Below are 26,029 nucleotides of genomic sequence, written 5' to 3'. Positions count from 1 at the left end.
GTTAGCCCAACAGTATGGCTATAACCCGCTCGCGTTGAAAATCGTGACTAGCTCAATTCACGATATGTTCGAGGGCGATATTGAAAAATTTCTCAAGCAAGACGTGATTTTGTTCAACGGCATCCGGCGGCTGTTAGAGCACCAGTTTAAGCGGCTGTCGCCCCTAGAACAAAGCATCATGTACTGGTTGGCCATCAACCGGGAGTGGACAACTATTGCCGAACTGGCTGAAGATATTGTTGCTTCAGTGCCGCGAGTAAAATTGCTAGAGGCTCTGGAATCCCTAAGTTGGCGGAATTTGATCGAACGCCGTCAGGGCTACTACACCCAACAACCTATTGTGATGGAATATATCACCAGCACATTAGTAGAAAAAGTCGGCAATGAGATAGTTGGTCAAAACATCAATTTGTTTGACAGTTATGGTCTGATCAAGGCGAACGTCAAGGAATATATTAGAGAAACACAGAAGCGGTTGATTTTGTCGGGCGTTGCCACTCAGTTACAGTCCCAATTGGCAACCTCAGAGCAAATTGAAGTGCGGTTGCAGAAAATCCTCAGGCTGTTGCAGAGCCGGTCTGTGTCACCAGTCTATGCAGCGGGTAATTTAATCAACCTTTGCTGCCATCTGCAAATTGATTTGACGGGCTATGACTTTTCGCAGCTCAGCCTTCGCCACGCTCAGTTACAGGGCCAGTGGCTGCAATTCGTCAATTTTCAAGACAGCCAGTTTGAAACCTCCTCGTTTACCCAAGTTGTCAAAGCCTCGTTCGCGTTGGCCTTCAGCCCGGATGGGACCCTACTAGGGAGCGGGAACAACAGTGGTGATATCTTTCTGCGGCGAGTGGTCGATAATCACTTGCTTTTATCCTGGCAGGGGCACTCTAACACGATATGGACTTTGGTCTGGAGCCCGGATGGAGAAACTTTCGCAACGGCTGGTAACGATGGCATGATTCGGATCTGGGATGCCTATACCGGCGAATGCTTGCAGGCCATCCAGGGACCAAGCGTTGTCTGGTCGGTGGCCTGGAGTCCCAATGGTCAGATGCTGGCAAGTGTTGGCGCTGAAGCTGCCCTGCGGCTATGGGATGTGGATACAGGGGAATGCATCCAGATTTTGAGCACGCAAGATCATGGTAACAAAGCAGTTGTCTGGAGTCCGGATGGACAGTGGGTAGTGACGGGTGGTGATGATGGTGCGATCAAGTTTTGGCATGCCCAGACTGGCACCTGTGGGCAAACATTATCGGGTCATGGTCATGGCATTTGGGATTTGGCGTGGAATGACAGGGGCGATTATCCCCAATCCAACCATCCGCTGCTGTTGGCTAGCGCCAGTGCCGATCATACGATTCGGATCTGGGAACCCCACACAGGGCAATGCCTGCAAACATTGCAGGGCCACATCAATGCGGTTTTGCGAGTGGCCTGGAGTCCGGACGGTTGCACCCTGGCTAGCAGCAGCGATGACAGCACGGTGCGGCTCTGGGGTGGTCAGACAGGCCGGTGCCTGCGCATCTTGCAAGGACATCAAAATACCGTTTGGTCATTGGCTTGGAGTCCGGTAGAACCGCTGATTGCTAGCGGCAGTTTTGATCACACCACACGGCTTTGGGATGCTCAGACAGGAGATTGCTTAAGCATCCTCCAGGGATACAGTGCTTGTATCCGGGCACTGGCTTGGCATGCCGATAATCAAACCCTGGCGGCTGGCTCAGATGATCGCATCATTCGGTTATGGAACACCAGCACTGGCGAATGTTTGAAAAAGCTACGCGGGTCTGGCAACTGCATCTGGTCAATAGCCTGGAGTCCTGACGGTGAGCGGATTGTCAGCAGTGGTGATGACCAGACGATTCAACTGTGGCATCCTCATACAGGACAATACCTGAAAACGCTGGTTGGACACACCAACTGGGTTTGGTCAGTGGCCTGGAGTCCAGATGGTCAAACGATCATCAGCGGCAGTAATGATCAATCCATTCGGGTCTGGGATGGTAATACTGGACAATGTTTGCAGCGCTTCCAGAGTGATGCTTGGGTGACGGCAATTGCGCCTAGTCCCGATGGTAGACTCGTGGCGAGTGGCGGCATGGATTGCGCCGTTTGGCAGGTGAACGTCTCATCTCATTACAGGGCCATCATGGTTGGATCTGGTCGGTGGCTTGGAGTCCGGATGGCAAAATGCTGGCAACCGGTAGTGAAGATGGTACCACTCGGCTATGGGATGCGCAAACCGGCGACTGTCTGCGTGTGCTTCAAACCAGCTCGATGCGCATTTTTTCTGTGGCCTGGAGTCCGGATGGGCAGCAGCTAGCCTGCGGTGGGGGCGATCCAGCGGTTCAGATCTGGGATGTTCATACCGGGAAATGTGTGCAACGACTGGAGGGTCATACTCATTCACTCTGGACTGTGGCGTGGCAACCCGCAGGACATCTACTGGCGAGTGCGGGAGACGATGATACGATCCGAATCTGGCAGGCCAGCACCGGCCAGTGTTTGAATATTCTCAGAGCAGATCGACCCTACGAAGGCATGAACATTACGGGAACGATCGGTTTAACCAAGGCACAGAAAACTAGCTTGAAAGCATTGGGAGCAGTTGAGCAAATCAAACAGACTAATGATACAGTCACTCTTGCTCAACGCGCCTGAATGTTCTGATCCGCCAAAAGTGACGTCGTTCCCCTGCTGCAACATTTAACTCAGGAAGATACAGTAATCCTTTGTAGGATCTGAACGGGTCTGAACGGGGTGCAGGGGTGGAACCCCTGCGTGGGGGCAGCGCCCCCACCTCCTGTTTACAACCACTTTGTGAACGCTGTATGTTTGCTTGAGCTACGCGGCTAACCGAGAATGATAAACGCTGATGGTTCAAGCATGAAACTGCTGTTTGATCAAAACCTTTTGCCATGATTGGTCAATCGCCTTGCTGATTTGTATCCTGATTCTCAACATGTTTTTAAAGCAATCGTTCACCGTCGAGGTTGGCTATCTTTACCTAAAAATGTACCCAGCCGCCGCAACAACTGCAACCAAAAGCGAGATCCCATCGCGATCGCAATACTGGTAAGAGACCAGCTGCCAATAGTTCGCAAGAAGATTACTCCATCGAGTCGAGCAAACTGTTTGCGGCGATTCGAATCCTGCCATCCCACCGGAATCGTGGTGCTTTCCATCAAACCTGATAGTCGCTCTGTACATTGCGGTGAATTGAGGCTAGCTTTACAGCCCTGAATCTGGGTAGCGTTTTGTGTTGTGATGGCTCGCATGGCTGTGTTCTCGCTAATGCGTCGAATGATATACAGCGAATCCACATTCATGGCAATCGTCAGTCCTAAACTAACGAAAAAGACAACTAACTTGTAATGGTGCTTGTAGATGGGCGACATCTCTGCCATCGCGTGACCATACCAGCGGGCAATCTCGTGTTTCAAGCGAGCCATTTGCCGTTGGGGATTGGGTTCCCAGGTTTCTACCTGACGAATCAGCCTTGTTAGATTAGCCCGCAGGGATGGGGATAGAGTAGAAGACTCTTCCACAATCGTTTGAATTGACTGTAGCTGAGTGTTGGAATGGTCTATTGTGTACTGTTGAATTCTGCTTGAACTGGATTGAGAGAGGTTTTGTAAAACCTCTAATAATGTTTCTGAAAATAGTAAAGGAGGCACATCGGATAGCATCATGGCTCGGTTGCGATAACGGACTGATTGCATAACCGAAATAATGCGTGGAGTGAGCAAGATTCTACTTGTGATTGTGTCTTTGAACTGTTCTGGATCGCCGATGAGGGATGATTCGCCCAGCAGGATCATCAGGCAGCGTCTGAAATACTTCTGCTTCCATTTCAGGGTCGTAATAGTGTATTCTGTCAGTTCAGAGGCCAGCAGACTTAGGCTGGTGTAAATCAGGGATAGCCCAATCACAATGTCCAACAGGGGAAGGTTCTCCACAGATCGCTCCAGAATTGAGACGGATTTGGATCAGAATGGCTAGAATCTCCCTGATTCGTGATTATACTGATTGATTTAAGAGTTGTTTAAGACGAATGCTGCTCCTCGACACTATCCGGTTTTTCTCCTGTTTCTCGCACATGAATGAGCTGGTCGAGAATCTGGAACCAAAAACGAGACCCCATCGAAATGGCAATGCCGGTCAGTAACCACCCGAGTCCTGCCTTCAGGCTATACATCGGATTGAGCTGGGGAAACTGCTGTTGGAAATTCACCGGGTGCCAGCCAATCGGAATGGTAGTCGTATCCAGCAGGTCGGCCATTTTCTCCATACACTGGGATGAACTGAGGTCATTCTCGCATCCTTCGATTTGAATCGCATTTTGAATAATCACCGTGCGCGTGGCTGTATTCTCACTGATGCGTCTGAGCATATACAGCGAATCCGCGTTAATCAGAACTGCCAGGAGGAAACCAATCAGGACCGTAAAGACTTTGACATTGCGCCGATAGGTGCCAGAGAGCCGGTCCATCGAATGGTCATACCACAGGGCGATCTCATGCCGGAACTGCTCCATCTGCTGTTGGCTTGACTGGATCTGTGCTTGGGTGCGCTTCGCCAAAAGAGTGAGGTTCTTTTTTAAGCGAGCAGGAAGTTGATCTGAGTGCTCGACCTTCGCTATGAGTCGAGTCAGGTCATTTACGGATTGATTCACACCCTGTTGGAGTTGAGCCTGATCCTGTTCTACTTCCGGTAGGGCCTGCAACACTTCGAGCAAGGCATCGGCAAACACCTCAGCGGGCAAGTAAGAGGGACCCACTGCCCGCCTGCGCCGTCTGAAGGGCTGAGTCATGGAGCTAATCAAAGAACTAGCATACAGTCTGCCGGTAATCGTGTTCTTGAACTGAGCTGGATCTCGCCTCAGAGCTGAGGATTCTCCCAACAGAGTCATGATACCCTGCTGCAGGTGATTAGCTCGCCACCGCAACATGGTCGTGATGAATTCGGTTAACTCGGAAGTTAATAGACTCAGGAAGGTGTAGATCAGGATCAACCCAATCGCAATATCCAACAGCGGAAAATTACTCAACATTTGGTTTCACCCCTACCATTCAAAAAATGGTTATCCACAAACTCCCGATGCGCAGACACCGCTCATATAGCCGCCGCCACAGCTAGCCGAGTGCGCTGCCACAATCGCCTCAAACTGGCCTTCTACAATCGCACCGACGAGCCGCGCCAAGCGTTCTAGATGAAGTTCTGGAGAGTCTCCTACAATCATGTGCTGATGCCACTCGATAAACTGAAGCATGCCCACCGGACTATAGTTCCAGGTTTCCATCCTCTTAAAGAATTGTCCGAGTTCAGGCAGGTGAGCGATGGCCTGGATAAAGGTCGAGTCCGGTACGATGTGAGGCACAATGTCATTGCCAAACTCATAGCGGATGTGATTGGGAATTTCGAGTTGATAGTGGCTGGCAAAGGTGGCATCTCCGGGATGGGGTGAGGCATAGGTATAGATGGCTGTAGGCACAATGCCTGCCTGCAGCTTGAGCCGCAGAGCCGCCAAACTAGACAACGCCCCGCCTTTGCTGTGTCCGGTGATATAGAGGGGTAGGGGGGCTGCACCTGCTTGCATTTGCTGTTTAACTTCCTGCACCAGCGGTTCCCACAGAGCCGATAGCGCCTGCCAGAAGCCGTCGTGCACTTTGCCAGGCATACCGGCTGCCGCCACGGGTTCATCGGTCAGATCGCTAATCCAGTCGAGCATACTTTCCTGGCTGTGAATATCAGGTGGAATAGTGCCGCGAAAGGCAAGGATGACGCCTTGGTCGGTAGTGCCGACTAAACAAGCATCAATATCATCCTCTCTCATCGAATGGTCTGATGAGCCCTCGGTCTTCGCGGCAAATGCTCTTTCACCGGCTAAGGTTTCTCAGGTTCGCATTACTGACATCGAAAATCGTGAAATGGATGTAATCGTCGGTGAGGATCAGCTAAGTCTTGCCATCGGGAAGAAGGGACAGAATGTCCGGCTTGCAACACGGCTCGTGGGTTGGAACATAAATATCGTAAGCGAAGACCTTCTTAAGAAAGAGATCGCCCAGCAAATGGGAAGAATGATGGCTTCTGGCGAAGCCGTTCCGATCACGGCCCTAGAAGGGGTTACTTCAAATCAGGCGGAGATACTTGCTGAAAAAGGCATAACGGATGTCGAGTCATTGGCCGCGGCGACTCTCGATGATCTGGTGGACTATCTCGATCTCACCTATGACGAGGCCCAATCGATGATCTCCTCTGCGGCAGCTATCGTTGAGGCTAAGAATGCGGAGACGGGACTTGCCGAGATAGAAACTAATGAAGATGTCGTGCCGGACGGTGAATCCGTTTTAGAGCATTCTGTCGGGTCGGAAGAAGTCGCTGATGAATTTGCGGAGACTGAATTTTCTGCCGAACAGGCTTCTATCGATGACGAACAGCAAGTAGCTGGTGAGACAAACAGGAAAGATGCTCAGGAAACGGTTTCGGATGAAGTAGCTGAGAATTTGGAGGGGTCTGTTGGTAACGAAGCTGAGTCTTCTGAAAACGAACCGGTAGATCCAGAAGTTTCGGCGGATGACAAAAATGAGTAGCATCCGTCTTATCTATTACGAAAATCCCGGCGGTTAACGCCGATCCCGCACAATTGTCGGATCAAAGCCGGGTTTTGCCAAAGTTGGAATATATGCCCATTGGGAAAAAAATTCGGGTTTACGATCTGGCACGCGAGCTAAAGCAAGATACAAAGCGTGTGATGGAAGATCTGCGTCGTGAAGGCGCAGATGTTAGCGTTCCTTCGAACTCGGTAAGCGCCGAGCTCGCGGATAAGGTGCGCAATAAATACTTTCCGAAGGCTGACGCAGCACCGAAGCGAGCGATCAAGGTCATCAAAGGCGCCAAAGTAGTGAAAAAGGCCACGCCTGAGCCTGAGCCTGAGCCGGAAGTTGAGGCCACACCAGCACCGGAACTAGAAATTGAAGAATCGAAGCCATTGGAGGCTCCAAAAACTGAGGAGATGCCGTTAGAGCTGCCTGAACCGGCAACGGTCAAGGAATCCGCTCCTGTCAGGAAGGTGCTTCGTCCAAAAGTTAAGAAGCCGGCGGAGGAAGAAACTGCGACGGCGGTCGCTGCTGCTGAAGAGTTCATTGAGGAAGAGGCGGTCATCCCGGAAATTAAAGACATCGAACCTGAGCCCGAGGAGGTTCCTGTCGAAGAGCCGAAACCGACCGTAAAGACCGGTGGGACTCAGATCAAAAAGCTCACATTGACACCGGATGCTTTGAAGAAAGGTGTCAAACCGGGAGAGCGGGTCGTGACTGCCGCCCCTACAAAAACCGGCAAACTTAGCGAACCTGTCCGTGATACTCGTGCAGGACGACGAGGTGAATTCCGCGGCACCCCCGGCGAGACCGCCACGCCGCAAATGAACTATACGCCGCCTGCGGACAATCGTCGCCGGCCAGGTCGGTCAGGTGGCAGAAAAACACGCCCCGGCGATGTCAAAACAGCACGTTTTGCCGAACGTGATATCGAATTGCCGCGTCAGCGCACGATCGAAGAACGTGTTATGGATCAGGTCGGGCCTAGGGCTGAGGGCGAATTCAAATCCGTGCGTTTAACGGAAGGAGCGACCGTCCGGGAGTTTGCGGAGGCTTTAGGTATCACACCTCGCGATATCGTTCAATTGCTTATCAAGAAAGGCATCTTTGCTACGCTCAATCAACCGATCGGCGAGAACATGGCCATCGAAATGGGAATGGACTTCGGTTTCGACGTCAGCTTTGTTCCGTTCGAGGAAATGGTTACCGAACAGGAATTTGAGGAATTGATCGAAGCCGGTGCTGATGACATTGAGCTTCCTCGTGCCCCAGTCGTTACGGTGATGGGACACGTTGATCACGGAAAGACATCGCTTCTCGATGCCATTCGATCGGCAAACGTGGCTGAAGGTGAGGCCGGCGGGATAACGCAACACATTGGTGCGTATAGCGTTTATGTCCCGAATCCTGAAGCCCCTGAGGAGCAGCGTCGTGTTGTGTTCCTCGATACACCGGGCCACGAGGCGTTCACGATGATGCGTGCGCGGGGTGCAAAGGCAACTGATATCGTCATTCTTGTGGTTGCGGCGGACGATGGTGTTATGCCGCAGACCATTGAAGCGGTAGAGCACTCAAAGGCCGCTGGTGTTCCGATAATTGTAGCAATAAACAAGATCGATAAGCCGGACGCAAATCCAGATAAGGTGAAGCAAGGCCTTGCCGGGCTCGGCCTGCAGCCGATCGATTGGGGGGGCGACGTTGAAATGGTTCCGGTATCAGCAAAGAATCGACAAGGACTTGATACATTGCTTGAAACCGTTCTGCTTCAGGCAGACATACTTGAATTGAAGGCCAGCCCGACACGACGCGCTTCGGGTGTTGTACTTGAAGCAAAGCTGGACAAAGGGCGTGGCGCTGTTGCAACGGCACTTGTTCAGCAGGGCACGATGCGCGTCGGCGATCCGTTCATTGTGGGACAGTTTTACGGAAAGGTGCGGGCTATGTTCTCGGATCGCGGAGAGCAAGTTAATGAAGCATTGCCTGCAACACCGGTCGAGATCCTTGGTTTGCAAGGCGTTCCTCAAGCGGGTGATTCTTTCCAGGTAGTTGCCGACGTTGATCGGGCCCAGGAGATAGCACATCAGCGGCAGATGCACGCACGTCAGGCCGCGATGCTCAAGACCACGAAGCGAGGTATCGAATCACTCGGACAGGCTGAGATCAAAGAACTCCTCGTTATCCTTAAGGCTGACGTGCAGGGCTCGGTTGAAGTTTTGCGGGCGACGCTCGAAAAGCTATCGACCGAAAAGGTCAAGGTTCGCGTTATCCGTGCGGGGGTAGGAGCTATTGCGGAATCTGACGTCTTGCTCGCCTCTGCCACTCAGGCAGATAGCGCGCAGACAGCGGTTGTCATTATCGGGTTTAACGTTCGTCCGGAATCTCGTGTAGCTGAGATCGCGAAGCAGGAAGAGGTTGATATTCGTCTGCATTCGATCATTTATAAGGTTGAAGAAGAGATAAAGGCCGCGATGATCGGAATGCTCGATGCTATTGAGAAAGAGGTAATCCTCGGCAAAGCTCTTGTTCAAGAGACATTTAAGGTCTCAAGGATCGGTACCATTGCAGGCTGTCGCGTTACAGAGGGTTCGGTCCGGCGTCAGGCAAAGGCCCGACTCATTCGCGATGGTGTTGTTATTTGGGACGGTGATATCGCCACGCTTAAGCGTTTTAAAGACGATGTCAATGAGGTCAAGCAGGGCTATGAATGCGGTATAAGCCTTGTGAACTTCAACGATATTAAGGTTGAGGACGAGATTGAGGCCTTCGTGATCGAAAAGATCGCCGCCACTGAGTTGTAATATGCGCCGGCCCGAGCGTTTAGCTGAAGCATTGAAGGAAGAGATCGCCGAGGTTGTCGGCTATGAGCTTGACGATCCGCGTCTTGAGGCGGTTACCGTAACTGAGGTAACGGTAAGCGACGACCTCCGTGATGCGAAGGTTTATGTGTTGATAGACGGTTCTGAGGATCAGATCGCTGTTGCCTTAAAGGCGCTGCGGCATGCGGCTCGCTTCGTGCGTCAGCAGGTGGCTTTGGACCTTGAGCTACGGTACGCCCCGCATCTCCATTTCGTGCGAGATACTGCCGAGGAGAACGCGACACGTGTAAGTGAGCTCTTGACAGGACTTCGCGACAATGGGGAACTGGAAGTAAAAATGGAGAGTTAAGGCTCATCGAAAGATCGAGCCGTTCTAAAGTGTTAAGTCAAGTAGTTGAGCTAATTGAAAATAAGAACAAGTTCGGAATCACGACGCACATAAAGCCCGATGGTGATGGTGTTGGTTCATCTCTCGGACTGTATTGGCTGCTGAGGTCTTTAGGAAAAGAGGCTGAAGTTATCGTTCATGGAGATGTACCTCAGTCTTACCGCAGTCTTCCGGGTGCCGAAATGATTCGGGATGTTCGTTCGATCGATCGTGAATATGATGCGGTCTTCGTGATCGAGTGTTCGGATGTTTCGAGACCGGGCATCGAAGGTCTTGAGAAACAATTCACGGTCAATATTGACCACCATTCTACAAGCGAACATTTCGGAACGGTTAATTGGATCGATTCCACCGCTTCGGCCGTCGGAGAGATGATCTATAACCTCTGCAAGGCCATTGGCGGGAAGATCACCCGGGAGATAGCCGAGTGCGTATATATGGCGCTTGTTACGGATACAGGTAGTTTCCATTTTTCAAACACGACTGACCGAACACTTAAGGTTGCTTCCGAATTGGTCAAGGCCGGTGTTAAGCCTGCAGAGATCTCTGAGGCTGTTTACAATAACTATCCATGGTCACGAGTCGAACTGATGAGACAGGTTGTTGCAACGATAAAGAGGCACGACAATGGCCGGATCGCAACAATGCGTCAAACGCTTGAGATGCGACGGATTGCAGGCGCAGTCGATGGTGACAATAACGGCTTTGTGAACATTCCGCTTGCCGCGCGCGAAGTGGTGGCCTCGGTCTATATGCGTGAAGTTGGTGAAGGGAAATATCGTGTTAGCCTGCGTTCAAAAGGCGATATAAATGTTGCTCGCGTTGCTGAAAAATTTGGCGGCGGCGGCCATAATAATGCTGCCGGCCTTAGTATCGAGGGTGATTGGGATACGGCTGAAGCTGAGATCGTGAACAAGCTGCGGATCGAGATAAATCAGTACGACATCAATTCAACCGAGGCCGACTAGCGATAACTGTGACTACCGGAAGTATGCACATCACCGGTGAATCTGAGGCCATCAAGAACTCTGACACATCCGGCAGAGCCCCGCTTGCATTCCGTTTCCTTCGTCTTGTGCGTTCATACACTTCGCGAACACCCATTAAGAAAGGCCGAGGCCGCATCTTCCGGGCCGCTCTTTCGTTGGTAAATGATCGTCCGACTGATGAGATCATTCAACTCCCAGACGGACGTCGGTTTTTTATCGATCTGACGACAGGGATGCAGGAAACCGTGTACTTTCTTGGCGAGTACGAGACCGCGATCTCGACCATCTTAGAAAAACTTATCGGTCCGGGTGATATTTGTATCGATGCCGGGGCCAATTTTGGCTGGTATACGACGCTTATGTCAATGGCTGCGGGTGAAAATGGTTCAGTTCATGCGTTCGAACCAGTTCCGTCCAGCTTCGAGATCCTTAAAAGAAACAAGGAATTTGCACAGCTTTCGAATAATATTTTTATCACAAATGCCGCTCTCGGAGATCGAGAAGATAGCGTTACGATAAATCTTTTCGATGGACAGCCGACCGGACATGCATCTTTGTCGGATAAGGGCGAGCCCACGAGCGAATCATATGAATGCCAGATGATCACGCTTGATTCCTATCTTGCAGAGAATCAGATCAAAAATGTTGCTCTGGTCAAGGTGGACATAGAGGGCGCTGAATTAATGTTCCTTAAAGGTGCTGAATCCCTGTTTCAACAGCTTGTGCCGCCGATTTTCATCATGGAAATGGCACTAAAGCAGACCACTGGTTTCAATTATCTGCCAAACGATATCCTCACGTTCTTAAATGAGCGAGGAGCCTATGATTTCTACCGGGTCGATGAGCTGGACGGGCTGCTGGACAAATTTGAAGTTTTTGCTTCCGTGCAATTACTTTCTGGCTTATTCGGGCGCAGAATGACGTTAGAGAGATCCCTGAAGGGAAAACGCTCCTGACGATCGGGTTTTCAGAGATATGGGAAACCTTGAAAGAATTAAAAAGGTTAAGGCTAACTGCTCTATTTTTGGTCGGGTATCTCTGCTACAACGACGGTATCCAAACCGTTATTTTAATGTCATCAGCGTTCCTCTCGAACGAACTTTTCACTGCATCTGAACGGCTCGAAGGAGCTGACCAATCTTTTCTTTTTACGATATTCCTGATCGCGCAAATAGCTGCATTTGTCGGTGCAATGGGTTTCGAACGTATCGCCCGTCTTATCGGCGCAAAACTGACTATCATAATTTCACTACTGATATGGATAGGTATCGTAATTTATGCATACGCGTTTCTCGCTACGCGGACGCAGGCAATGTTCATGGGCGCGGCGATCGGCTTAGTTCTCGGTAGCGTGCAGGCACTTTCACGCTCCTTGTATTCACAAATGATACCGGTCGGACGTGAATCAGCATTCTTTGGGCTTTATGAGATCTCGGAAAAGGGAACTGCTTGGATGGGCCAGCTTCTTTTTGCCGTTATAGTAGGTGCAACTGGTTCTTTCCGCCAGGCAATACTTGGATTGATAGTGTTCTTTATCGTAGGTATGGTTATTCTGATTTTCACGAATACCACTAGAGCCATCCATAATGCCGGCAATCTTACGCCAGAAGAAGCATCCGGAACAGGATGAGTTTGTCATTTCTATGTTGCCGGATATAATTGTCCTTGATCGCACCTATCATAAGCGGCTGCAAATTATTGCCCAGTGGAAAGTAAATCTGAAGAAAAGATCGTAACGATATTTGGCGGTTCAAAGTGTAGTGAGGACTCAGTTGAATACCGAGAGGCGATGGACCTTGGACGCCGGCTCGCAGCTGCAGGCTTTACTATATGCACCGGTGGTTATCTTGGAATAATGGAAGCTGCCTCCAGGGGAGCTCGTGACGCTGGCGGACGTGTTTTCGGTATCGTTATGAACCAGTTCCGGTCGGAACCCAACCGATATCTGACCGACAAGGTAGCGACAAATCATTTTTACGAGCGGCTTCAAAATCTTATAACGCGCTCCGTCGGGTTTGTTGCTTTTAAGGGTGGGATGGGTACAGTTACAGAGATATCTCTTGTATGGAATAAACTCCAGACAGGCGTACTTGAACGGCGTCCGCTTGTGTTGATCGGCGATTGTTGGAAGAACGTTGTAGAATGCTGGCATCAGAATCTGGTTGTCTCAAGGGACGACATCTCAATGCTGCATTTTGCCGATACCGCCGAACAGGCCAGTAAGATCATTATTGAACGATCCAAGGTAAACATCATATGAATTGCCCAAAATGTACAACTCCGTTACTACCAAACGCACGCTTTTGCGGTTCCTGCGGATTTACCTTGGCCGCATCAACCGGAGCTGCTCAGCAAGCCGTCGGTCAAAAGCCTCCTGCTGTTGCACAGCCTTCACAGCCCCATTCCAGTGCGCAGACGACGACTGGAGGAGCTTTTCATGTTGACCTTGATGGGAAAGGACAAGGACGCGGTTACACATGGGAGATAAAACATGCCGGATCTTTTGCTTTGGCGATAGTTCATTTGGAGCCCGAACAGTCCATCTCTGCCGAAGCCGGAGCGATGGTTTCAATGTCCGGAAATGTCGAGCTTTATTCAGAGATGAAAGGAGGCGTTTTTGGGGCTCTTAAACGTGCGGTCGGTGGTGAGTCTGCCTTTGTTTCTACTTTCACTGCGAAGGGCGGCCCCGGTGAGGTAACGCTTGCCCCCGGATCCCCCGGAGACGTTGTTGGGATCGAGATGAATAACCAGTCTTTTAAGGTGCAGGGAAGTTCTTATCTTGCCGGAGACACAAGCCTTGTCGTCGATACCAAACTCGGCGGAGCCAAGACCTTTTTTGGTGGTGAAGGATTATTTGTTCTTCAGGTGAGCGGGACCGGGCTTCTTCTAGTTTCTTCGTTTGGGGCGATCCATCGAAAGGTGTTGCGACCCGGAGAGCAATATGTCGTTGATACCGGACACCTTGTTGCATGGGAAGGACATATGAATTACAACCTACGCAAAGCGGCCAAAAGCGGATTTTTCCGAAGTATGATGAGCGGTGAAGGTCTCGTTGCGGAGTTCGTAGGGCCGGGTGAGATCTTGATCCAAACTAGAAACCTTTCCGCGTTTGCGAGTCTTTTAAGGCCGTATTTCCCGTCGCAGGGTTAGATCCTCGGCATTTGTTCTCCCAAGTTTGCTGCCTCAAGATGGATTTTAACGGCAGTTACCAAATTCAGAACTCTCCTGAGGGCGAGACCAAGTTGACGGGACTTCCCGTTGCAAGAGGGCTTGCCATCGGGAATCTCATACCTCTTCACGGTGGAAAACGCCAGTTTTTTCGGGCTGTTATTCCTAAAGAAAAGATAGTCCATGAAATAGATCGTCTTGAACGCGCAATAGCCCGATCTTTTACTCGACTTAAGCGACTCTCAAAAGAGAGTTCCGATCTTCCATCGCATGCAAATATACTTGATGCTCAGTTGGCGATTCTTGAGGGCGGTTCATTCATAGATCGGATACGTGAAATGATCCGTGACGATAAGGTGAACGCAGAGTGGGCTGTATCTATTGTCGGAGATGACCACATCGCGCGTATCCGAGCTCTTCCTGATGAGCACCTCCGGGAACGGTATCTTGATGTCGAAGATGTGGTCGATCTGATTCTTTCTTCCTTCTCTAAGCAGAAGGGAGCCGTTCGCCATGTGCCGCACGGTTCTATAATCGCGGCAGAGGAATTGAGGCCATCTACTTTGGTAGACCTTGGCCGGAATATCGCCGCATGTATAACGGAACATGGTGGGTGGACATCACATACTTTCATTCTTGCCCGTGAAATGGGAATTCCCGCCGTTACCGGGATCGCAAATCTTTTGCGACTTGTTGAACGCGGACAGCGCGTTCTGATCAACGGATTCAATGGTGAAGTGATCATCAACCCGACGAACGCTACCATTGAACATTACGTCGGCCGTCGAAGATCGACGCCGTCCCGAGGGGCGGCAGCTATTACATCAACAAATGGTCCGATAAAAACACTTGACGGACGTGAAATAACTATACGTGTGAATGCAGACAGCGCTAAAAATGCAAGACGAGCACGCACGATAGGAGCAAAGGGTATAGGCCTTTTCCGTACAGAATCACTTTTCAGTCGGTTTAATGGTTTTCCAACGGAGCGTCAACAATATGAAACCTTCATACGCCTTGCAGATGCGGCCGGTTCCGATGGTATCAAAGTTCGCACATTTGATATAGGCTCTCGTCAAGCAGAGACGGCGATCGCTCTCCGCGAAAAGAACCCAGCCCTTGGACTTCGAGGGATAAGATTGGCACTAGAGGAAACAACTCAGCTTAGAGCTCAATTTCGGGCAATTCTGCGTGCATCAGCGCATCACCCTGTTGACGTTATCCTGCCCATGGTCGCAGGTATTCAAGAGATACTAGATGCACGCTCGATCTTTGATACTGAACGCGATCGATTAAAAAATGTCGGTGTTAGTGTCGGCAATCCTTCGTTTGGCGTGATGATCGAAGTGCCATCTGCTGTATTGATCGTCGATAGGATATTAGAGAACGTGGATTTCCTATGTCTTGGAACAAATGATCTGGTGCAGTACCTTCTTGCCGTGGATCGAGACAATGAAGGGGTAGCAAATTGGTTCCGAACGCTACACCCCGCTGTTATCGCAGCAATATCAACGGTACTTGAAGCGGGGAAGCGGGCTGCCAAACCAGTGATAGTTTGCGGGGAAATGGCCGGATCGCCCTTTTATACGCCTTTGCTCATTGGCCTCGGGGCTGTTGACTTCAGTATGAATCCTAACTCGATCGGACGAGTTACAAAGGTCATTCGTGGCATTGCCTATGAGGAAGTCCTTGAGCTTGTTAAACAGGTAAGGACCCTATCGATCGCGGAAGAGATTGAAAAGCATATGATGACAACTATTCAAAAGAAATGGATCCATCTTTTCCCTGAGGATTTCCTAACGCTCCGAAAGATATAAAAAGGCCCGACGATCGTCGAGCCTTTTGCAGTCACTTGCTGTGGATCGGAATTTAGGTTCCCGTTTCCCAGCTATTCATATATTCGATCATTTCTGGGGTCAGTTCGTCAATGGAAACACCCATCGCACGCAGCTTAAGCGAAGCGATCTCTTGATCAACCTCGGCCGGGAGTACATGGACCCCTGCCGGCAACTTGCCCTTGTTCTTAACTAGATATTCTGCAGAAAGTGCCTGATTTGCAAAAGACATATCCATAACAGAGGCCGGATGCCCTTCCGCAGCGGCAAGATTTATCAATCGCCCTTCACCGAGAACTATCACGCTCTTCGTGTCATCTTTTGAACGATATTCTTCTACGAACGGGCGACGAGTTATCGAAGGCTGCGACATATCTCTGAGAGCATCAAGATTTAGTTCAAGATCGAAATGCCCAGAATTGCAAACGATAGCTCCGTCCTTCATTACCTCAAAATGTTCTTTGTCAATAACGTGGCGGTTTCCGGTGACTGTGATAAAGAAGTCTCCGATCTTTGCTGCTTCTTTCATTGGAAGAACTCGCATTCCGTCCATAACAGCCTCGATAGCCTTGATCGGATCGATCTCAGTAACAACGACGTTAGCCCCCATACCGCGGGCACGCATTGCAACGCCTTTACCGCACCAACCATAGCCCACAACAACGACCGTTTTGCCTGCTAGCAGGATATTGGTCGCGCGGATAACTCCGTCGAGCGTTGACTGACCAGTACCATAACGATTGTCGAAAAAGTGCTTGGTTTGTGCGTCGTTAACCGCTATGGACGGGAAGTTCAGCACGCCCGCCTTGACCATTGCTTTTAAGCGAACGATCCCAGTGGTGGTCTCTTCTGTTGTCCCGATCAAGTTCTTGACAAGCTCCGGCTTTTCCTTGATCATGGTCGCGACAACATCAGATCCATCATCGATTATAAGATTTGGATTTGTTTCAAGTGCTGCTTTAACATGACGAACGTAAGTCTCTGTAGACTCACCTTTTATCGCCATTACTGGAATGCCCCAATCTGCCACGAGAGAAGCAGCAACGTCATCCTGTGTTGAAAGTGGATTAGACGCAATAAGGGTTGCATCGGCCCCGCCTGCCTGAAGCGTTCTGGCAAGATTGGCGGTCTCGGTAGTTATGTGTGCACAAGCGACGAGCTTGACGCCTTCCAGAGGCTTTTCCTGTTCGAACCGCTCACGAATGAGCCGGAGGACTGGCATTTCTCTGTCGGCCCACTCGATACGCTGTTTCCCCTGCGAGGCTAGGTTGATGTCTTTTATATCGTATTGCATTGATGTGCCCGGTGTTGTCATAGTAATTTTCCTTAAATAAATACGAAAAAGGCGGGGCCAGAAGGGAACTGACCGATCGCCTTAGAAGTATATCTATGCAGCTGCAACTCCTTTTTCTGCTGCAGTCCTTAATGCCTCTGCTTTATCGGTCTTTTCCCACGAGAACTCATCATTAGCACGACCAAAGTGTCCAAAGCGTGCCGTCTGTTTATAGATAGGCCTGCGAAGATCAAGTGTTTCAATGATGGCTTTTGGCGTCAGCGTAAAATTCTCTCGGATTATGTCCGATATCCGTTCATCGTCTATCCGTCCGGTGCCGTGAGTATCAACCAAAACGGAAACCGGTTCTGCAACGCCGATCGCATACGCAAGCTGAATAGTGCACTTGGTTGCAAGTCCTGCAGCAACAACATTTTTGGCAATGTAACGAGCCATTATGGCGGGAGGCTCACATTACGTTACCTCGCTTTTCGAAATTGCAAAGCTTAGTTCAGAGATCATCGGGTCGGGTATTCAGATAAAGAATATACGCAGAGGCCTGATCGATGCACCGATGTTGGCTGGCGGCCGAATAGTCTTGCTTTGCTGGCAATTGGGGGAACCCGACCATTTCAGCTGGTGGCATGAGACCGATGCCGGTTTTGCAGGGCGAAAGCCACTCGAAGCTTTGTTTTTATCAGAAAACCAAGATTAATTTTCCACAGACCTGGTCATATATTTTTCCAAAACACGATCACCTTCTAAACTTAGTGCTGTGTGCGCTTTAGTATTGACTGCTTAAAGTAGAATCTGATATTATCAGGCAGATTTGCTTCTTCGCGCTCAAATTTCAACAACCTAGATCTGACCGAAAGAGAATGCTTATGACGTGTCCCGTCTGTAAACGCGAACTCGCACCCACGCTATCAATTTGTCTGACATGCGGTGCGATGATGAATGATTCTGTTCGTGAAGAGCTTGAAACGAAGATCACCAGCAATTCCGGCGAACTGAACCGCAAGAAATCATTACCAAATCCGCCGCAGCCCGAATTCCTATCCGGTGCGACCACCTCAAACGAAGCTGCTGTAACTGGCAACAAGACATTGACGTCGGAGCTTTCGCGAAAACACACTAGTCCAACCTTGGTTGAGTTTCAGAGTAAGAATTCAGCATTGCCGGATTGGCGTTTACAGATGCAGAATGCCGTTCGCCAGCGCGGTTCCGCTGTAACAAGACATGCGAACCCATCGCAGAAGCAGACCCTCGCCCAACCCGCATCTGCCACTGCGGCCAATGGTCATAAAGCTTTGAAGCTGGAGATCGAGAGCGTCGGTAACAACGGTTCAGCAGACAATCCACGACTTCGTTCGGCTATGGAGAGGATAGAACGCTCCAGACAGCAGTTCCTCCCTAAGGCTTCTGAACGGTCAGCACGCGGAGAAAACCTTTCCCGACAGCGGAAATTCCCCTTTGATGTTGTAACACCGAAAAAGTCGCAGTCTCTTCGAAATGACCAAGTCCCTAGATCTGCATATGGCTCAGATCAAATTGCGATCGCCAAAGTACGATCTGAAAACAAAGCGTATGATACGAACAAACTCCCGAAACTCGAAAGTGTTATAAAGGAGCCGCGAAAACTTGGCCTTATAGTCGATGCCGACGATTTTCAAGAGCCTTTATTCACTGATGAGCGTGAAAATTTAGAGCACTACATAAAAGAAGGTGATCCTGAAGTACGAGACTTAGCGGATGAGCAGGATGTCGAAGATGAATTTGATGATCTTGCTCCGTTTTCGATGCGGTTCGGTTCGGGATTGTTCGATCTTATAATCGGCATTTTCGCGACTCTCATAATTCTTTCGCCGTTTATGATGAGCGGGGGTTCGTGGGCAAGTATATCCGGCGTTTTGGCCGTCATCGGAGCACTTGGGATATTTATGTTCCTTTATCTAACGGCTTCAATTGCGTTCTGGGGCAAAACCTTCGGTATGCGCCTTTTCTCGCTTGAACTAATAGATGCCGAGGCAAATGCCTATCCTACAGTTCATCAAGCTGCCGTTAATTCAGCAGTTTACCTTCTTTCCATAGCGCTTGGTGGTCTGGGGTTCGTTACGATTCCTTTCAGCAATGAGCGACGAGCTATTCACGATATCGTATCCGGTACTCTCTTAGTTCGAGAGGCCTGAAACGAAAGCATCTATCCAGCGAAGATCCAAAGCAGTGTTGCAAGGCTTTGGATTTTTGCTTTTTGGCAAACTACACTCTATGTCGTGAACCGAAAGGCATTAAACGCAGTTTTTCCGGAATTGCAGAATTACCTCGAAGGTAGGCGTATTGGCTCTATCTTCTCAATCGCTCAAAACCAATTTCTATTCGACCTTTCTATTCCGGGAGATATTTGGTTGCTTATTTCGGTGGATCCCAGATCACCGCGAACTCACCTGATAAAGCGCCGTTTCCGTGATCTAAAGAAACACATATCAGAACCGACGCCATTTACGGCAGCTCTCACAAGATCGCTGAATAGTGCGGAGATCAGTCGCATCAGCGTTTTGCCTGATGATCGAATCCTCACATTCGAGGTTCAGAAGTCATCTGGCGATGCACTGGGAACAGCCAGCCGGATCATAATCCAGCTAACCGGCTCATCTTCAAATCTTTTTGTCGTGGATAGTGAAGATCGGATACTTACCTCGGCTCGGCCGGTAATGATATCCGGGCAAGCGATCGGTGAAGTATACTCACCGCCAAAAAGAATCAAAGGGGAAGACCGAAAATCGCATGGGCTGGCGAGTGGGCTTAACATAATAGACGCCCCCGAAGGCGGGTCAGTCGCAATGACAGTATCTGAAAAATTAGATTCGTTCTACGAACAGCTTGCAGCCAAACGGAAATTTCAAGAACAGGCTAACCGAATACGCACCGCATTGCGGGCGAAGATCAAACAGAAACAGCGGCTGTTAAAGAATCTCAATGCTGATCTTGAAGAACACGGTGACCCTAAACAATGGAAGCGATATGGCGATCTCCTCCTCGCAAACATCTCCACCGCGATAAAAGGCGACGGACATTTCCTAGTTACCGACCATTTCAGTGAAGATCTGCCAACGTTAGCGGTTGCTTTTGAGAATGACGATCCACTCACGAAAACAGCGGAGAAGTATTTTAAGCGATATGCCAGGGCCCGAAATGCGTCAGTAAAGATCATAGAAAAGATCACAGAAACGGAAAACCAACTCTGTGAGCTGGGGTCGGAATTGGCGGAGATCGAACGGATCATTGAAGAAGGGGATGAGAATGCTATTAGAGAATATGGCTCAGAAACGACCGCAATAATACCCCACAAAAAGAAAATTGGTTCCGCCGGAAAACGAAAGTCTGGAAGGTTTGAGAATGCTTATCGAACATTCATCTCATCAGACGGTTTTGAGATCATTGTCGGGAAAAAGGCACGAGACAATGACGTTCTAACATTTCGCGTTGCCCGTTCACTAGATATATGGATGCATGCGGCAGATTATCCGGGGTCGCACGTGGTGATCCGTGATTCTGGAAAGAAGACTGTATCTGATCGAACTTTGATCGAAGCTGCGGAACTTGCTGCATTTTATTCGCAGGGCCGAAAGCAGGTGAAGGCGGCTGTCAACTACACGCAGAGAAAGTTTGTTAATAAGCCAAAGGGAGCCGCTCCCGGTCTTGTTTCACTTGCAAAATTCAAAACCATACTGGTCGAACCAAAGGTGCCAGCCTCCGTCCAAAGAGTTGATAGATTCGAATAAAAATCGGGAAGCCTTTTCTTAAAGCTTCCCGACACTTCCTAAGCGTTATATCTTTCAAATAACTTGTTTTAATTCTCCGGCCCAACTTCCTTTAATTCCATTTTCTGGCCGCCGTTGTTCACGCTGCCTGCACCGACACCCTCTTTCGAAACGGCCTCAGATTCATCGCCTGCGATGACTTTGGAAACAAGATCCTTGAGCCGAGCTATCACACGATCGCTTCCACCAACGAAGATGCCCCTAACTCGAGTTTCACGATCTACTACAACGGTTGTCGGAACCGCTTCACTTTGAGCCATTTTGTAGAAATCCTTCGTTATCGATTCAGGGATTGTGGCCATTTCGTAATCGAGTTTCAATTCAGATGCGAATTTCTTGATCTTTTCGGGATCTTCGGGTTTCCCCCAATCATCGCCAACGTTCAGGCCGAGCACCTGAAAACCCTGATCACGATACTTTTCCTGAAGCTCCTGTAAATGTGGCATTTCCTTGCGGCAGGGGACGCACCAGATTCCCCAAAGATTCAGCACTAGGACATTCCCTTTCCGGTCTGCGATCTTGGTCGTCGTCCCGTCAATGAGACTTAGTTCGGCATTTGCGATCGAAGACATCAGCATCGGTGGCTTTGGCTTTCCGGACGTGTCTGGCTGTGGCTTTCCATTCTGACCAGACTCCGAAGAGCCACTATTAGCATTGGTGCCGTTGCTTGTATTGCAACCGGTTAAGGCTGTAAACATAATCGCAAGGACTAGAAAAAAAGCTATTTTTTTGATCACAGATCTCATTTAAACTCCACATCTTATCTGGCATCCCTCAACTTCAGCACGATCAATGTGAAAAACACCAGTATCCAAAACATTAACATCAGCACCAGCTGATTTAAAACTTCATTCATCCATGGGTGCATGAACGTTACATAGCCGCTGAGGTCGTCAGGAATCCTCTTGATCTCCGGCACTTTTAGTCGTTCAGCCAGCGGCGTCGGATTGCCTTGTTCGTCAACCGGACTTGCTCCTCCGCTCATTTGCTTGTAATCGGCAAGATCGCGTTCAGCCTTTTTCAGCGTTTCGTCGTTCTCTTTCTCAATGAACTTATAAAGGCCTAGCCCTTTCGTCGAATCTCCCGGCATAGCTCCTTCAGGTTCGAGCGTTTCAAGGGTAGAGAACCGCTTCATCGTATCGAATGACCATGCAGATGGCATCGTCAATCCAATAACCTTGTTTATCCCTTGCGGAACTCCGACCAATCCTGAAAATAATATTTGAGGGATCAGTATCAGCGGCACCAAACTTGTCGCGATCTCTTGAGTCTTGAAAAGAGCGGAGATCAACAGCCCCAATGCCATCCCAACACTTGCGGTGAGAAGCATTGTCCAGAACTGGGGAATTCCCAATAATTCTCCAGGCATTAGCATCGCCCCGATCAGGTCAAAGAATTTCAAGGGGACGAAAAACATCAAGCATTGGATGAAAACGATCACACCAAGCACAAAAAATTTTGAGGCAAGATAGGGAATAATGCCCAAATTGAACATTCTCTCCCGCCTATACACAGGTCTTTCCCTGATGATCTCCCTTGCTGAAACGCTGGTTCCAAACCATATTGAAACTAGGGACAGCACAAAATAGACAAAATCACGGGGAGACTTGGCGCCGATGACGAGAAAGGTCATCAACGCAATTATGGGTGCTTGCAGAAACAGTATCGCCAAATTCAGTTTATCTCTAAGCAACACCTCGAAATAGCGTCTCGAAAGATCGAAGAATTGGCGAACAGAACCAAACAGCCCAAGGCGCGATCTCGACCGTCGTCCCGATGACGAAAAGGAGCGGATCTCACTAAGCGGTTTCTTTATTAATTCGGAGTACTGCGATGTCTTTAAGTATCTCTGTTTCCATTCTTCGGCGATAACCTCGCTCGATACACTATTTGTTTTTACACGACCGTCTGAAACAGGAGTTTCTAAGCGGTCATAAAGTTGCTTAAAGCTTGACGCACCAAGGTGCTTGAGGGCATCGTTCGGCGTTCCAAAAAAAACTAGCTTGCCTCGCATCAGAACGACGATCTTGTCAAACAGCCCTACGTTCTCCATCGCATGGGTCGTCATTATTACCGTCCGGCCCGACTCGGCGATCTGCCGGAAGAGCTTCATTATCTTATCTTCCGTTGCCGGGTCTAGACCTGATGTCGGCTCATCAAGAAAGATCACCGATGGCTTTGTGATCAATTCCACAGCCATAGAAACACGCTTTCTCTGCCCACCGGAAAGGTCCGAAACCGCCACGTTACGCCGTTCAGAAAGGCCCGTTACGTCAAGCACCTCTTCTATGATGCTCACTATTTCTTTTCTTGAAACATCAGAAGGAAGCCGTAGCTTTGCGACGTAATACAATGTACGAAAAACGCTTAGTTCTTGATGGATTATGTCTTCCTGGGGAACATAACCGATCGACTGTTTCAGCGAATCAAGGTTTCGGTAAAGATCTAGATTGTTGATCCGAACATAACCGGACGTAGCAGGCCGAACCCCATTGAGTGCTTCGATAAGGGGCACTTCAAACGGGCAAAAGAGTTTTTTGAGCCAGCAGGTTATACCGTAGGTCTTCTCACCGGAAGCCTCCGTGCTGCGGCCAAACGTAAACTTTACTCAAAGATCAGAGATGGTGAGGTGCAGGTCGTTGTTGGAACACACGCGATGATCCAGGACGCCGTTGAATTCGATAAGCTCGGACTAGCAGTGATCGACGAACAGCATCGTTTCGGGGTGCTCCAGCGGGCTGCGTTGAAACGCCTTGGGAAAAATCCCGACGTCCTTGTTATGACCGCGACCCCCATCCCGCGTTCGCTAGCGATGACCGTCTATGGTGACCTGGATATTTCGATAATAGACGAACTTCCGCCAGGACGAACGCCTGTAAAAACAGTCGTGGTAGGTGAGGATAAACGCAAAGGGGTTTACAAAGGCATCGAACGTGAACTTAAACTTGGGCGGCAAGCGTACGTGGTTTATCCACTTGTCGAAGAATCAGAAAAGCTCGATCTGAAGGCTGCCTCGGAGATGTATGAAGAATTACGCGACAAGGTCTTTCCAAGATATCGTGTCGGACTGCTTCACGGCCGCATGAAGGCCGATGAGAAAGAAAACATAATGAAAGCATTTGCGGCGGGCGAGATCAATGTTCTTGTCTCCACAACTGTGATCGAGGTCGGTGTAGATGTTCCGAACGCGTCGATAATGGTTATCGAACACGCCGAGCGTTTCGGGCTTTCTCAGCTTCATCAGCTTCGTGGGCGGGTCGGACGCGGTGCCGAACAAAGTTACTGTGTATTGCTGACCGGCGATAAAAAGACAGCAATTGCTAAGGAACGGCTTGGAATAATGGAAGAAACCAATGACGGCTTCAAGATAGCAGAAAAGGACCTCGAGCTACGCGGCGAAGGTGAAATACTTGGAACACGCCAATCTGGAATTCGGATCTTCAAGCTTGCGAACATTGTGCGTGATATTGAGATACTGATCGACGCCCGGGCCGAAGCCGAAAGACTGCTCTCTCGTGAACGAAACTCAAAGGAGACTCGGTCTTTGATCGAACGCGTGCGCAGCGATGCAAAATATCGTCTTGCTGGGATAGGATAGAAGTATGCGCGTAATTGGCGGTACCTATGGCGGTAGAATTTTGAAAAGCCCTCCTGATAAAAGGACACGTCCAACATCTGATCGGCTGCGTGAGACGCTTTTCAATATCCTTGCTACGCAAATTAATGAGACTACTCGCTTTCTCGATCTCTGTGCCGGTACAGGGGCGATCGGCATCGAAGCCGTTTCACGGGGTGCTGAGCATGCGACATTCGTTGACCGCTCGCGCAAAGCCTGTGCGTTGGTGGAAGAGAACCTTGACTCACTCAATATTCCTGAGGAAAAAACTGAGATTCACGCACTTTCCGCCGAAAATTTCTGCGGGCGTGAGCACCGTTATGGATGGGACATAGTGTTCTATGATCCGCCATATGAGACTGATTACACGGTCGTACTTCTGGAGTTCGCCCTGCCGGAAAGCCGACTTTTGAATAAGAGCGGGATCTTGATAGCGGAACACCATTCAAAGAATGCTCTGCCGGACGCGATCGGCCATCTTCGACGGTGGCGTATTCTAAAGCAGGGCGAAACGTCATTAAGCTTTTTTGAACGAAGCTAGAGAGAAATTTAGTCTCGCCGCCAAACTGTGGAGGCGGGTAACTAAGCCAATATGAAAGTATTTGTCTGGCTTCTCCTTTGTGTTATCTGGGGCACAACGTGGATATTTATAAAGATCGGGCTTGATGATCTTCCGCCTATAACCTTTGCATCTGCACGTTTTGTCCTCGCTGTGGCGATCTTATTGCCCATCATTTACTTTCAAAGATTGCCGTGGCCAAATTCCATAACCGAATGGCGGTTGATCGCTTTGACCGGCATTCTCCAATTTTCTGTGAATTACAGCACGGTTTTCTGGGCTGAACAATATATCACGTCGGGTCTTGCGGCGGTTCTTCAGGCGATGATCACTGTATTTGGCCTCGGGCTCGCTTGGATCTTTCTGCCGAACGAACGCATTACGAAACAAAAGATCGCGGCGGTTCTGATCGGGATAGCCGGCGTCGCAGTGATCTTTTACGATCAGCTTCGAGTAGAGAGTATTTTGGCGTTTGCCGGTTCAGTTGCGATCGTCGCAGGCTCATTCGCCGCTGCGCAGGCCTCTATTCTGGTCAAGGCGAAAGGCGGAGGCATCCATCCCGCAAGTTTGTTGACCGGACAGATGCTTTGCGGCCTGCCTATCCTATTGACCTACGTGTTTATTGCCGAGGGTGGTCCGCTGGTCCACAATTGGTCTGCACGCGCTGTTTTCTCAGTATTATATTTGACCATAGCCGGGACGATCGCAGCATTTTGGCTCTATTATTGGTTGCTTGCCCGAATAGAATCAACAAAGGCAATGATGATCTCACTTGTAACGCCGCTGATCGCAGTATTGGTCGGGAATATTTTTCTGGGTGAAACGATGCCGCCGCATACCATCTTCGGCGGAGTGCTGATACTTACCGCGATCGCACTGATAGTCCTTCGAAAACGTGTCTCACCCATCGTACTGAACGAAGAGGCAGGAGAAAAGAAGGTCGCGTAGGCTACCTTAATTATTTTCTT

22 protein-coding genes and 2 pseudogenes are annotated in these 26,029 nt (G+C 49.7%); 17 read left to right on the top strand and 7 right to left on the bottom strand.

What is annotated here, in order from left to right; all coding sequences use genetic code 11:
* Positions 1-64: 64 nt before the first annotated feature.
* Together JVX88_RS09460 and JVX88_RS09455 are read left to right on the top strand one after the other, a co-directional pair.
* Positions 65-2,098: pseudogene (locus JVX88_RS09460) on the top strand (WD40 repeat domain-containing protein); the annotation flags it as partial.
* Between the two features lie 2 nt (positions 2,099-2,100).
* Complete coding sequence (locus JVX88_RS09455; protein WP_225931368.1) at positions 2,101-2,658, top strand: WD40 repeat domain-containing protein; 558 nt, start codon at positions 2,101-2,103, stop codon at positions 2,656-2,658.
* A gap of 320 nt (positions 2,659-2,978) precedes the next feature.
* Here JVX88_RS09455 and JVX88_RS09450 read toward each other — a convergent pair whose 3' ends face one another.
* From JVX88_RS09450 to JVX88_RS09440, 3 genes are all read right to left on the bottom strand, one after another.
* Positions 2,979-3,956, bottom strand: coding sequence for a hypothetical protein (locus JVX88_RS09450; protein WP_211627082.1), 978 nt, complete (start codon positions 3,954-3,956; stop codon positions 2,979-2,981).
* Between the two features lie 86 nt (positions 3,957-4,042).
* Positions 4,043-5,050, bottom strand: a complete 1,008-nt coding sequence (locus tag JVX88_RS09445; protein WP_211627081.1) for a hypothetical protein — start codon at positions 5,048-5,050, stop codon at positions 4,043-4,045.
* A 30-nt stretch (positions 5,051-5,080) separates the two neighbouring features.
* The gene (locus JVX88_RS09440; RefSeq protein WP_211627080.1) at positions 5,081-5,833 is read right to left on the bottom strand and encodes a lipase family protein; all 753 of its coding nucleotides are present in this window, start codon (positions 5,831-5,833) and stop codon (positions 5,081-5,083) included.
* Between JVX88_RS09440 and JVX88_RS09435 the strand changes: the two genes are divergently transcribed.
* The 9 genes from JVX88_RS09435 (at position 5,796) to ptsP (ending at position 15,774) form a co-directional block, all read left to right on the top strand.
* A complete protein-coding gene (locus JVX88_RS09435) occupies positions 5,796-6,590 on the top strand; it encodes a hypothetical protein (protein WP_211627079.1) in 795 nt (264 codons plus the stop codon). The two genes, JVX88_RS09440 and JVX88_RS09435, sit on opposite strands and share 38 nt — an antisense overlap.
* 74 nt (positions 6,591-6,664) lie before the next feature.
* Positions 6,665-9,394 carry a translation initiation factor IF-2 gene (infB, locus tag JVX88_RS09430; protein ID WP_211627078.1) on the top strand — a complete coding sequence of 910 codons (2,730 nt, stop codon included), beginning with the start codon at positions 6,665-6,667 and terminating at the stop codon, positions 9,392-9,394.
* 1 nt (position 9,395) lies between these two features.
* Positions 9,396-9,761, top strand: coding sequence for a 30S ribosome-binding factor RbfA (gene rbfA, locus JVX88_RS09425; protein ID WP_211627077.1), 366 nt, complete (start codon positions 9,396-9,398; stop codon positions 9,759-9,761).
* A 29-nt stretch (positions 9,762-9,790) separates the two neighbouring features.
* A complete protein-coding gene (locus JVX88_RS09420; RefSeq protein ID WP_211627076.1) occupies positions 9,791-10,768 on the top strand; it encodes a DHH family phosphoesterase in 978 nt (325 codons plus the stop codon).
* Between the two features lie 8 nt (positions 10,769-10,776).
* Positions 10,777-11,745 carry an FkbM family methyltransferase gene (locus JVX88_RS09415; RefSeq protein ID WP_211627075.1) on the top strand — a complete coding sequence of 323 codons (969 nt, stop codon included), beginning with the start codon at positions 10,777-10,779 and terminating at the stop codon, positions 11,743-11,745.
* A complete protein-coding gene (locus JVX88_RS09410; RefSeq protein ID WP_211628641.1) occupies positions 11,679-12,419 on the top strand; it encodes an MFS transporter in 741 nt (246 codons plus the stop codon). The genes JVX88_RS09415 and JVX88_RS09410 overlap by 67 nt, the downstream gene beginning before the upstream one ends.
* Positions 12,420-12,494: 75 nt before the next feature.
* Positions 12,495-13,049 carry an LOG family protein gene (locus JVX88_RS09405; protein WP_211627074.1) on the top strand — a complete coding sequence of 185 codons (555 nt, stop codon included), beginning with the start codon at positions 12,495-12,497 and terminating at the stop codon, positions 13,047-13,049.
* Positions 13,046-13,939: a TIGR00266 family protein gene (locus tag JVX88_RS09400; RefSeq protein WP_211627073.1), complete on the top strand. Its 894-nt coding sequence runs from the start codon at positions 13,046-13,048 to the stop codon at positions 13,937-13,939. Before JVX88_RS09405 ends, JVX88_RS09400 begins: the two co-directional genes overlap by 4 nt.
* Positions 13,940-14,031: 92 nt before the next feature.
* A complete protein-coding gene (ptsP, locus tag JVX88_RS09395) occupies positions 14,032-15,774 on the top strand; it encodes a phosphoenolpyruvate--protein phosphotransferase (protein ID WP_211627072.1) in 1,743 nt (580 codons plus the stop codon).
* A gap of 52 nt (positions 15,775-15,826) precedes the next feature.
* Here the strand turns inward: ptsP and ahcY are convergent, their stop codons facing one another.
* Positions 15,827-17,107, bottom strand: a complete 1,281-nt coding sequence (ahcY, locus tag JVX88_RS09390) for an adenosylhomocysteinase (RefSeq protein WP_211627071.1) — start codon at positions 17,105-17,107, stop codon at positions 15,827-15,829.
* Positions 17,108-17,179: 72 nt separating this feature from the next.
* Positions 17,180-17,527: pseudogene (locus JVX88_RS09385) on the bottom strand (methionine adenosyltransferase domain-containing protein); the annotation flags it as partial.
* Between JVX88_RS09385 and JVX88_RS09380 the strand changes: the two are divergent.
* The 3 genes from JVX88_RS09380 to JVX88_RS09370 all read left to right on the top strand — a co-directional run bounded on the left by JVX88_RS09380 (position 17,523) and on the right by JVX88_RS09370 (position 20,847).
* Positions 17,523-17,780, top strand: coding sequence for a DUF2203 domain-containing protein (locus JVX88_RS09380; protein ID WP_211627069.1), 258 nt, complete (start codon positions 17,523-17,525; stop codon positions 17,778-17,780). The pseudogene JVX88_RS09385 and the gene JVX88_RS09380 overlap by 5 nt on opposite strands.
* Positions 17,781-18,015: 235 nt before the next feature.
* Positions 18,016-19,254, top strand: a complete 1,239-nt coding sequence (locus tag JVX88_RS09375; RefSeq protein WP_211627068.1) for an RDD family protein — start codon at positions 18,016-18,018, stop codon at positions 19,252-19,254.
* An 84-nt stretch (positions 19,255-19,338) separates the two neighbouring features.
* Positions 19,339-20,847, top strand: coding sequence for an NFACT RNA binding domain-containing protein (locus JVX88_RS09370; RefSeq protein WP_211627067.1), 1,509 nt, complete (start codon positions 19,339-19,341; stop codon positions 20,845-20,847).
* Positions 20,848-20,915: 68 nt separating this feature from the next.
* On the opposite strand, the gene JVX88_RS09365 is transcribed toward JVX88_RS09370, so the two are convergent.
* Positions 20,916-21,584, bottom strand: a complete 669-nt coding sequence (locus tag JVX88_RS09365) for a TlpA disulfide reductase family protein (RefSeq protein WP_211627066.1) — start codon at positions 21,582-21,584, stop codon at positions 20,916-20,918.
* Positions 21,585-21,646: 62 nt separating this feature from the next.
* Positions 21,647-23,401: an ATP-binding cassette domain-containing protein gene (locus tag JVX88_RS09360; RefSeq protein ID WP_211627065.1), complete on the bottom strand. Its 1,755-nt coding sequence runs from the start codon at positions 23,399-23,401 to the stop codon at positions 21,647-21,649.
* Between JVX88_RS09360 and JVX88_RS09355 the strand changes: the two genes are divergently transcribed.
* The 3 genes from JVX88_RS09355 to JVX88_RS09345 are packed head-to-tail and all read left to right on the top strand — an operon-like array spanning position 23,336 to position 26,009.
* A complete protein-coding gene (locus JVX88_RS09355; protein ID WP_315875337.1) occupies positions 23,336-24,484 on the top strand; it encodes an ATP-dependent DNA helicase RecG in 1,149 nt (382 codons plus the stop codon). The two genes, JVX88_RS09360 and JVX88_RS09355, sit on opposite strands and share 66 nt — an antisense overlap.
* 4 nt (positions 24,485-24,488) lie before the next feature.
* The gene (rsmD, locus tag JVX88_RS09350) at positions 24,489-25,043 is read left to right on the top strand and encodes a 16S rRNA (guanine(966)-N(2))-methyltransferase RsmD (RefSeq protein ID WP_211627063.1); all 555 of its coding nucleotides are present in this window, start codon (positions 24,489-24,491) and stop codon (positions 25,041-25,043) included.
* A 51-nt stretch (positions 25,044-25,094) separates the two neighbouring features.
* Positions 25,095-26,009 (top strand): DMT family transporter, encoded by a 915-nt coding sequence (locus JVX88_RS09345; protein ID WP_211627062.1) that lies wholly within the window; start codon positions 25,095-25,097, stop codon positions 26,007-26,009.
* Positions 26,010-26,029: the final 20 nt, after the last annotated feature.

It is taken from the genome of Leptolyngbya sp. 7M (assembly GCF_018128485.1).
This window is presented reverse-complemented; position numbering and strand designations above follow the sequence as displayed.

What these genes read in the sequence shown, in the direction of transcription:
- JVX88_RS09345 (WP_211627062.1), top strand. Translation starts at nt 25,095, where the DNA reads ATGAAAGTATTTGTCTGGCTTCTCCTTTGTGTTATCTGGGGCACAACG.
- JVX88_RS09400 (WP_211627073.1), top strand. Translation starts at nt 13,046, where the DNA reads ATGAATTGCCCAAAATGTACAACTCCGTTACTACCAAACGCACGCTTT.
- JVX88_RS09440 (WP_211627080.1), bottom strand. Translation starts at nt 5,833, where the DNA reads ATGAGAGAGGATGATATTGATGCTTGTTTAGTCGGCACTACCGACCAA.
- JVX88_RS09365 (WP_211627066.1), bottom strand. Translation starts at nt 21,584, where the DNA reads ATGTTTACAGCCTTAACCGGTTGCAATACAAGCAACGGCACCAATGCT.
- rsmD (WP_211627063.1), top strand. Translation starts at nt 24,489, where the DNA reads ATGCGCGTAATTGGCGGTACCTATGGCGGTAGAATTTTGAAAAGCCCT.
- rbfA (WP_211627077.1), top strand. Translation starts at nt 9,396, where the DNA reads ATGCGCCGGCCCGAGCGTTTAGCTGAAGCATTGAAGGAAGAGATCGCC.
- ahcY (WP_211627071.1), bottom strand. Translation starts at nt 17,107, where the DNA reads ATGACAACACCGGGCACATCAATGCAATACGATATAAAAGACATCAAC.
- JVX88_RS09375 (WP_211627068.1), top strand. Translation starts at nt 18,016, where the DNA reads ATGATGAATGATTCTGTTCGTGAAGAGCTTGAAACGAAGATCACCAGC.
- JVX88_RS09445 (WP_211627081.1), bottom strand. Translation starts at nt 5,050, where the DNA reads ATGTTGAGTAATTTTCCGCTGTTGGATATTGCGATTGGGTTGATCCTG.
- JVX88_RS09380 (WP_211627069.1), top strand. Translation starts at nt 17,523, where the DNA reads ATGGCGGGAGGCTCACATTACGTTACCTCGCTTTTCGAAATTGCAAAG.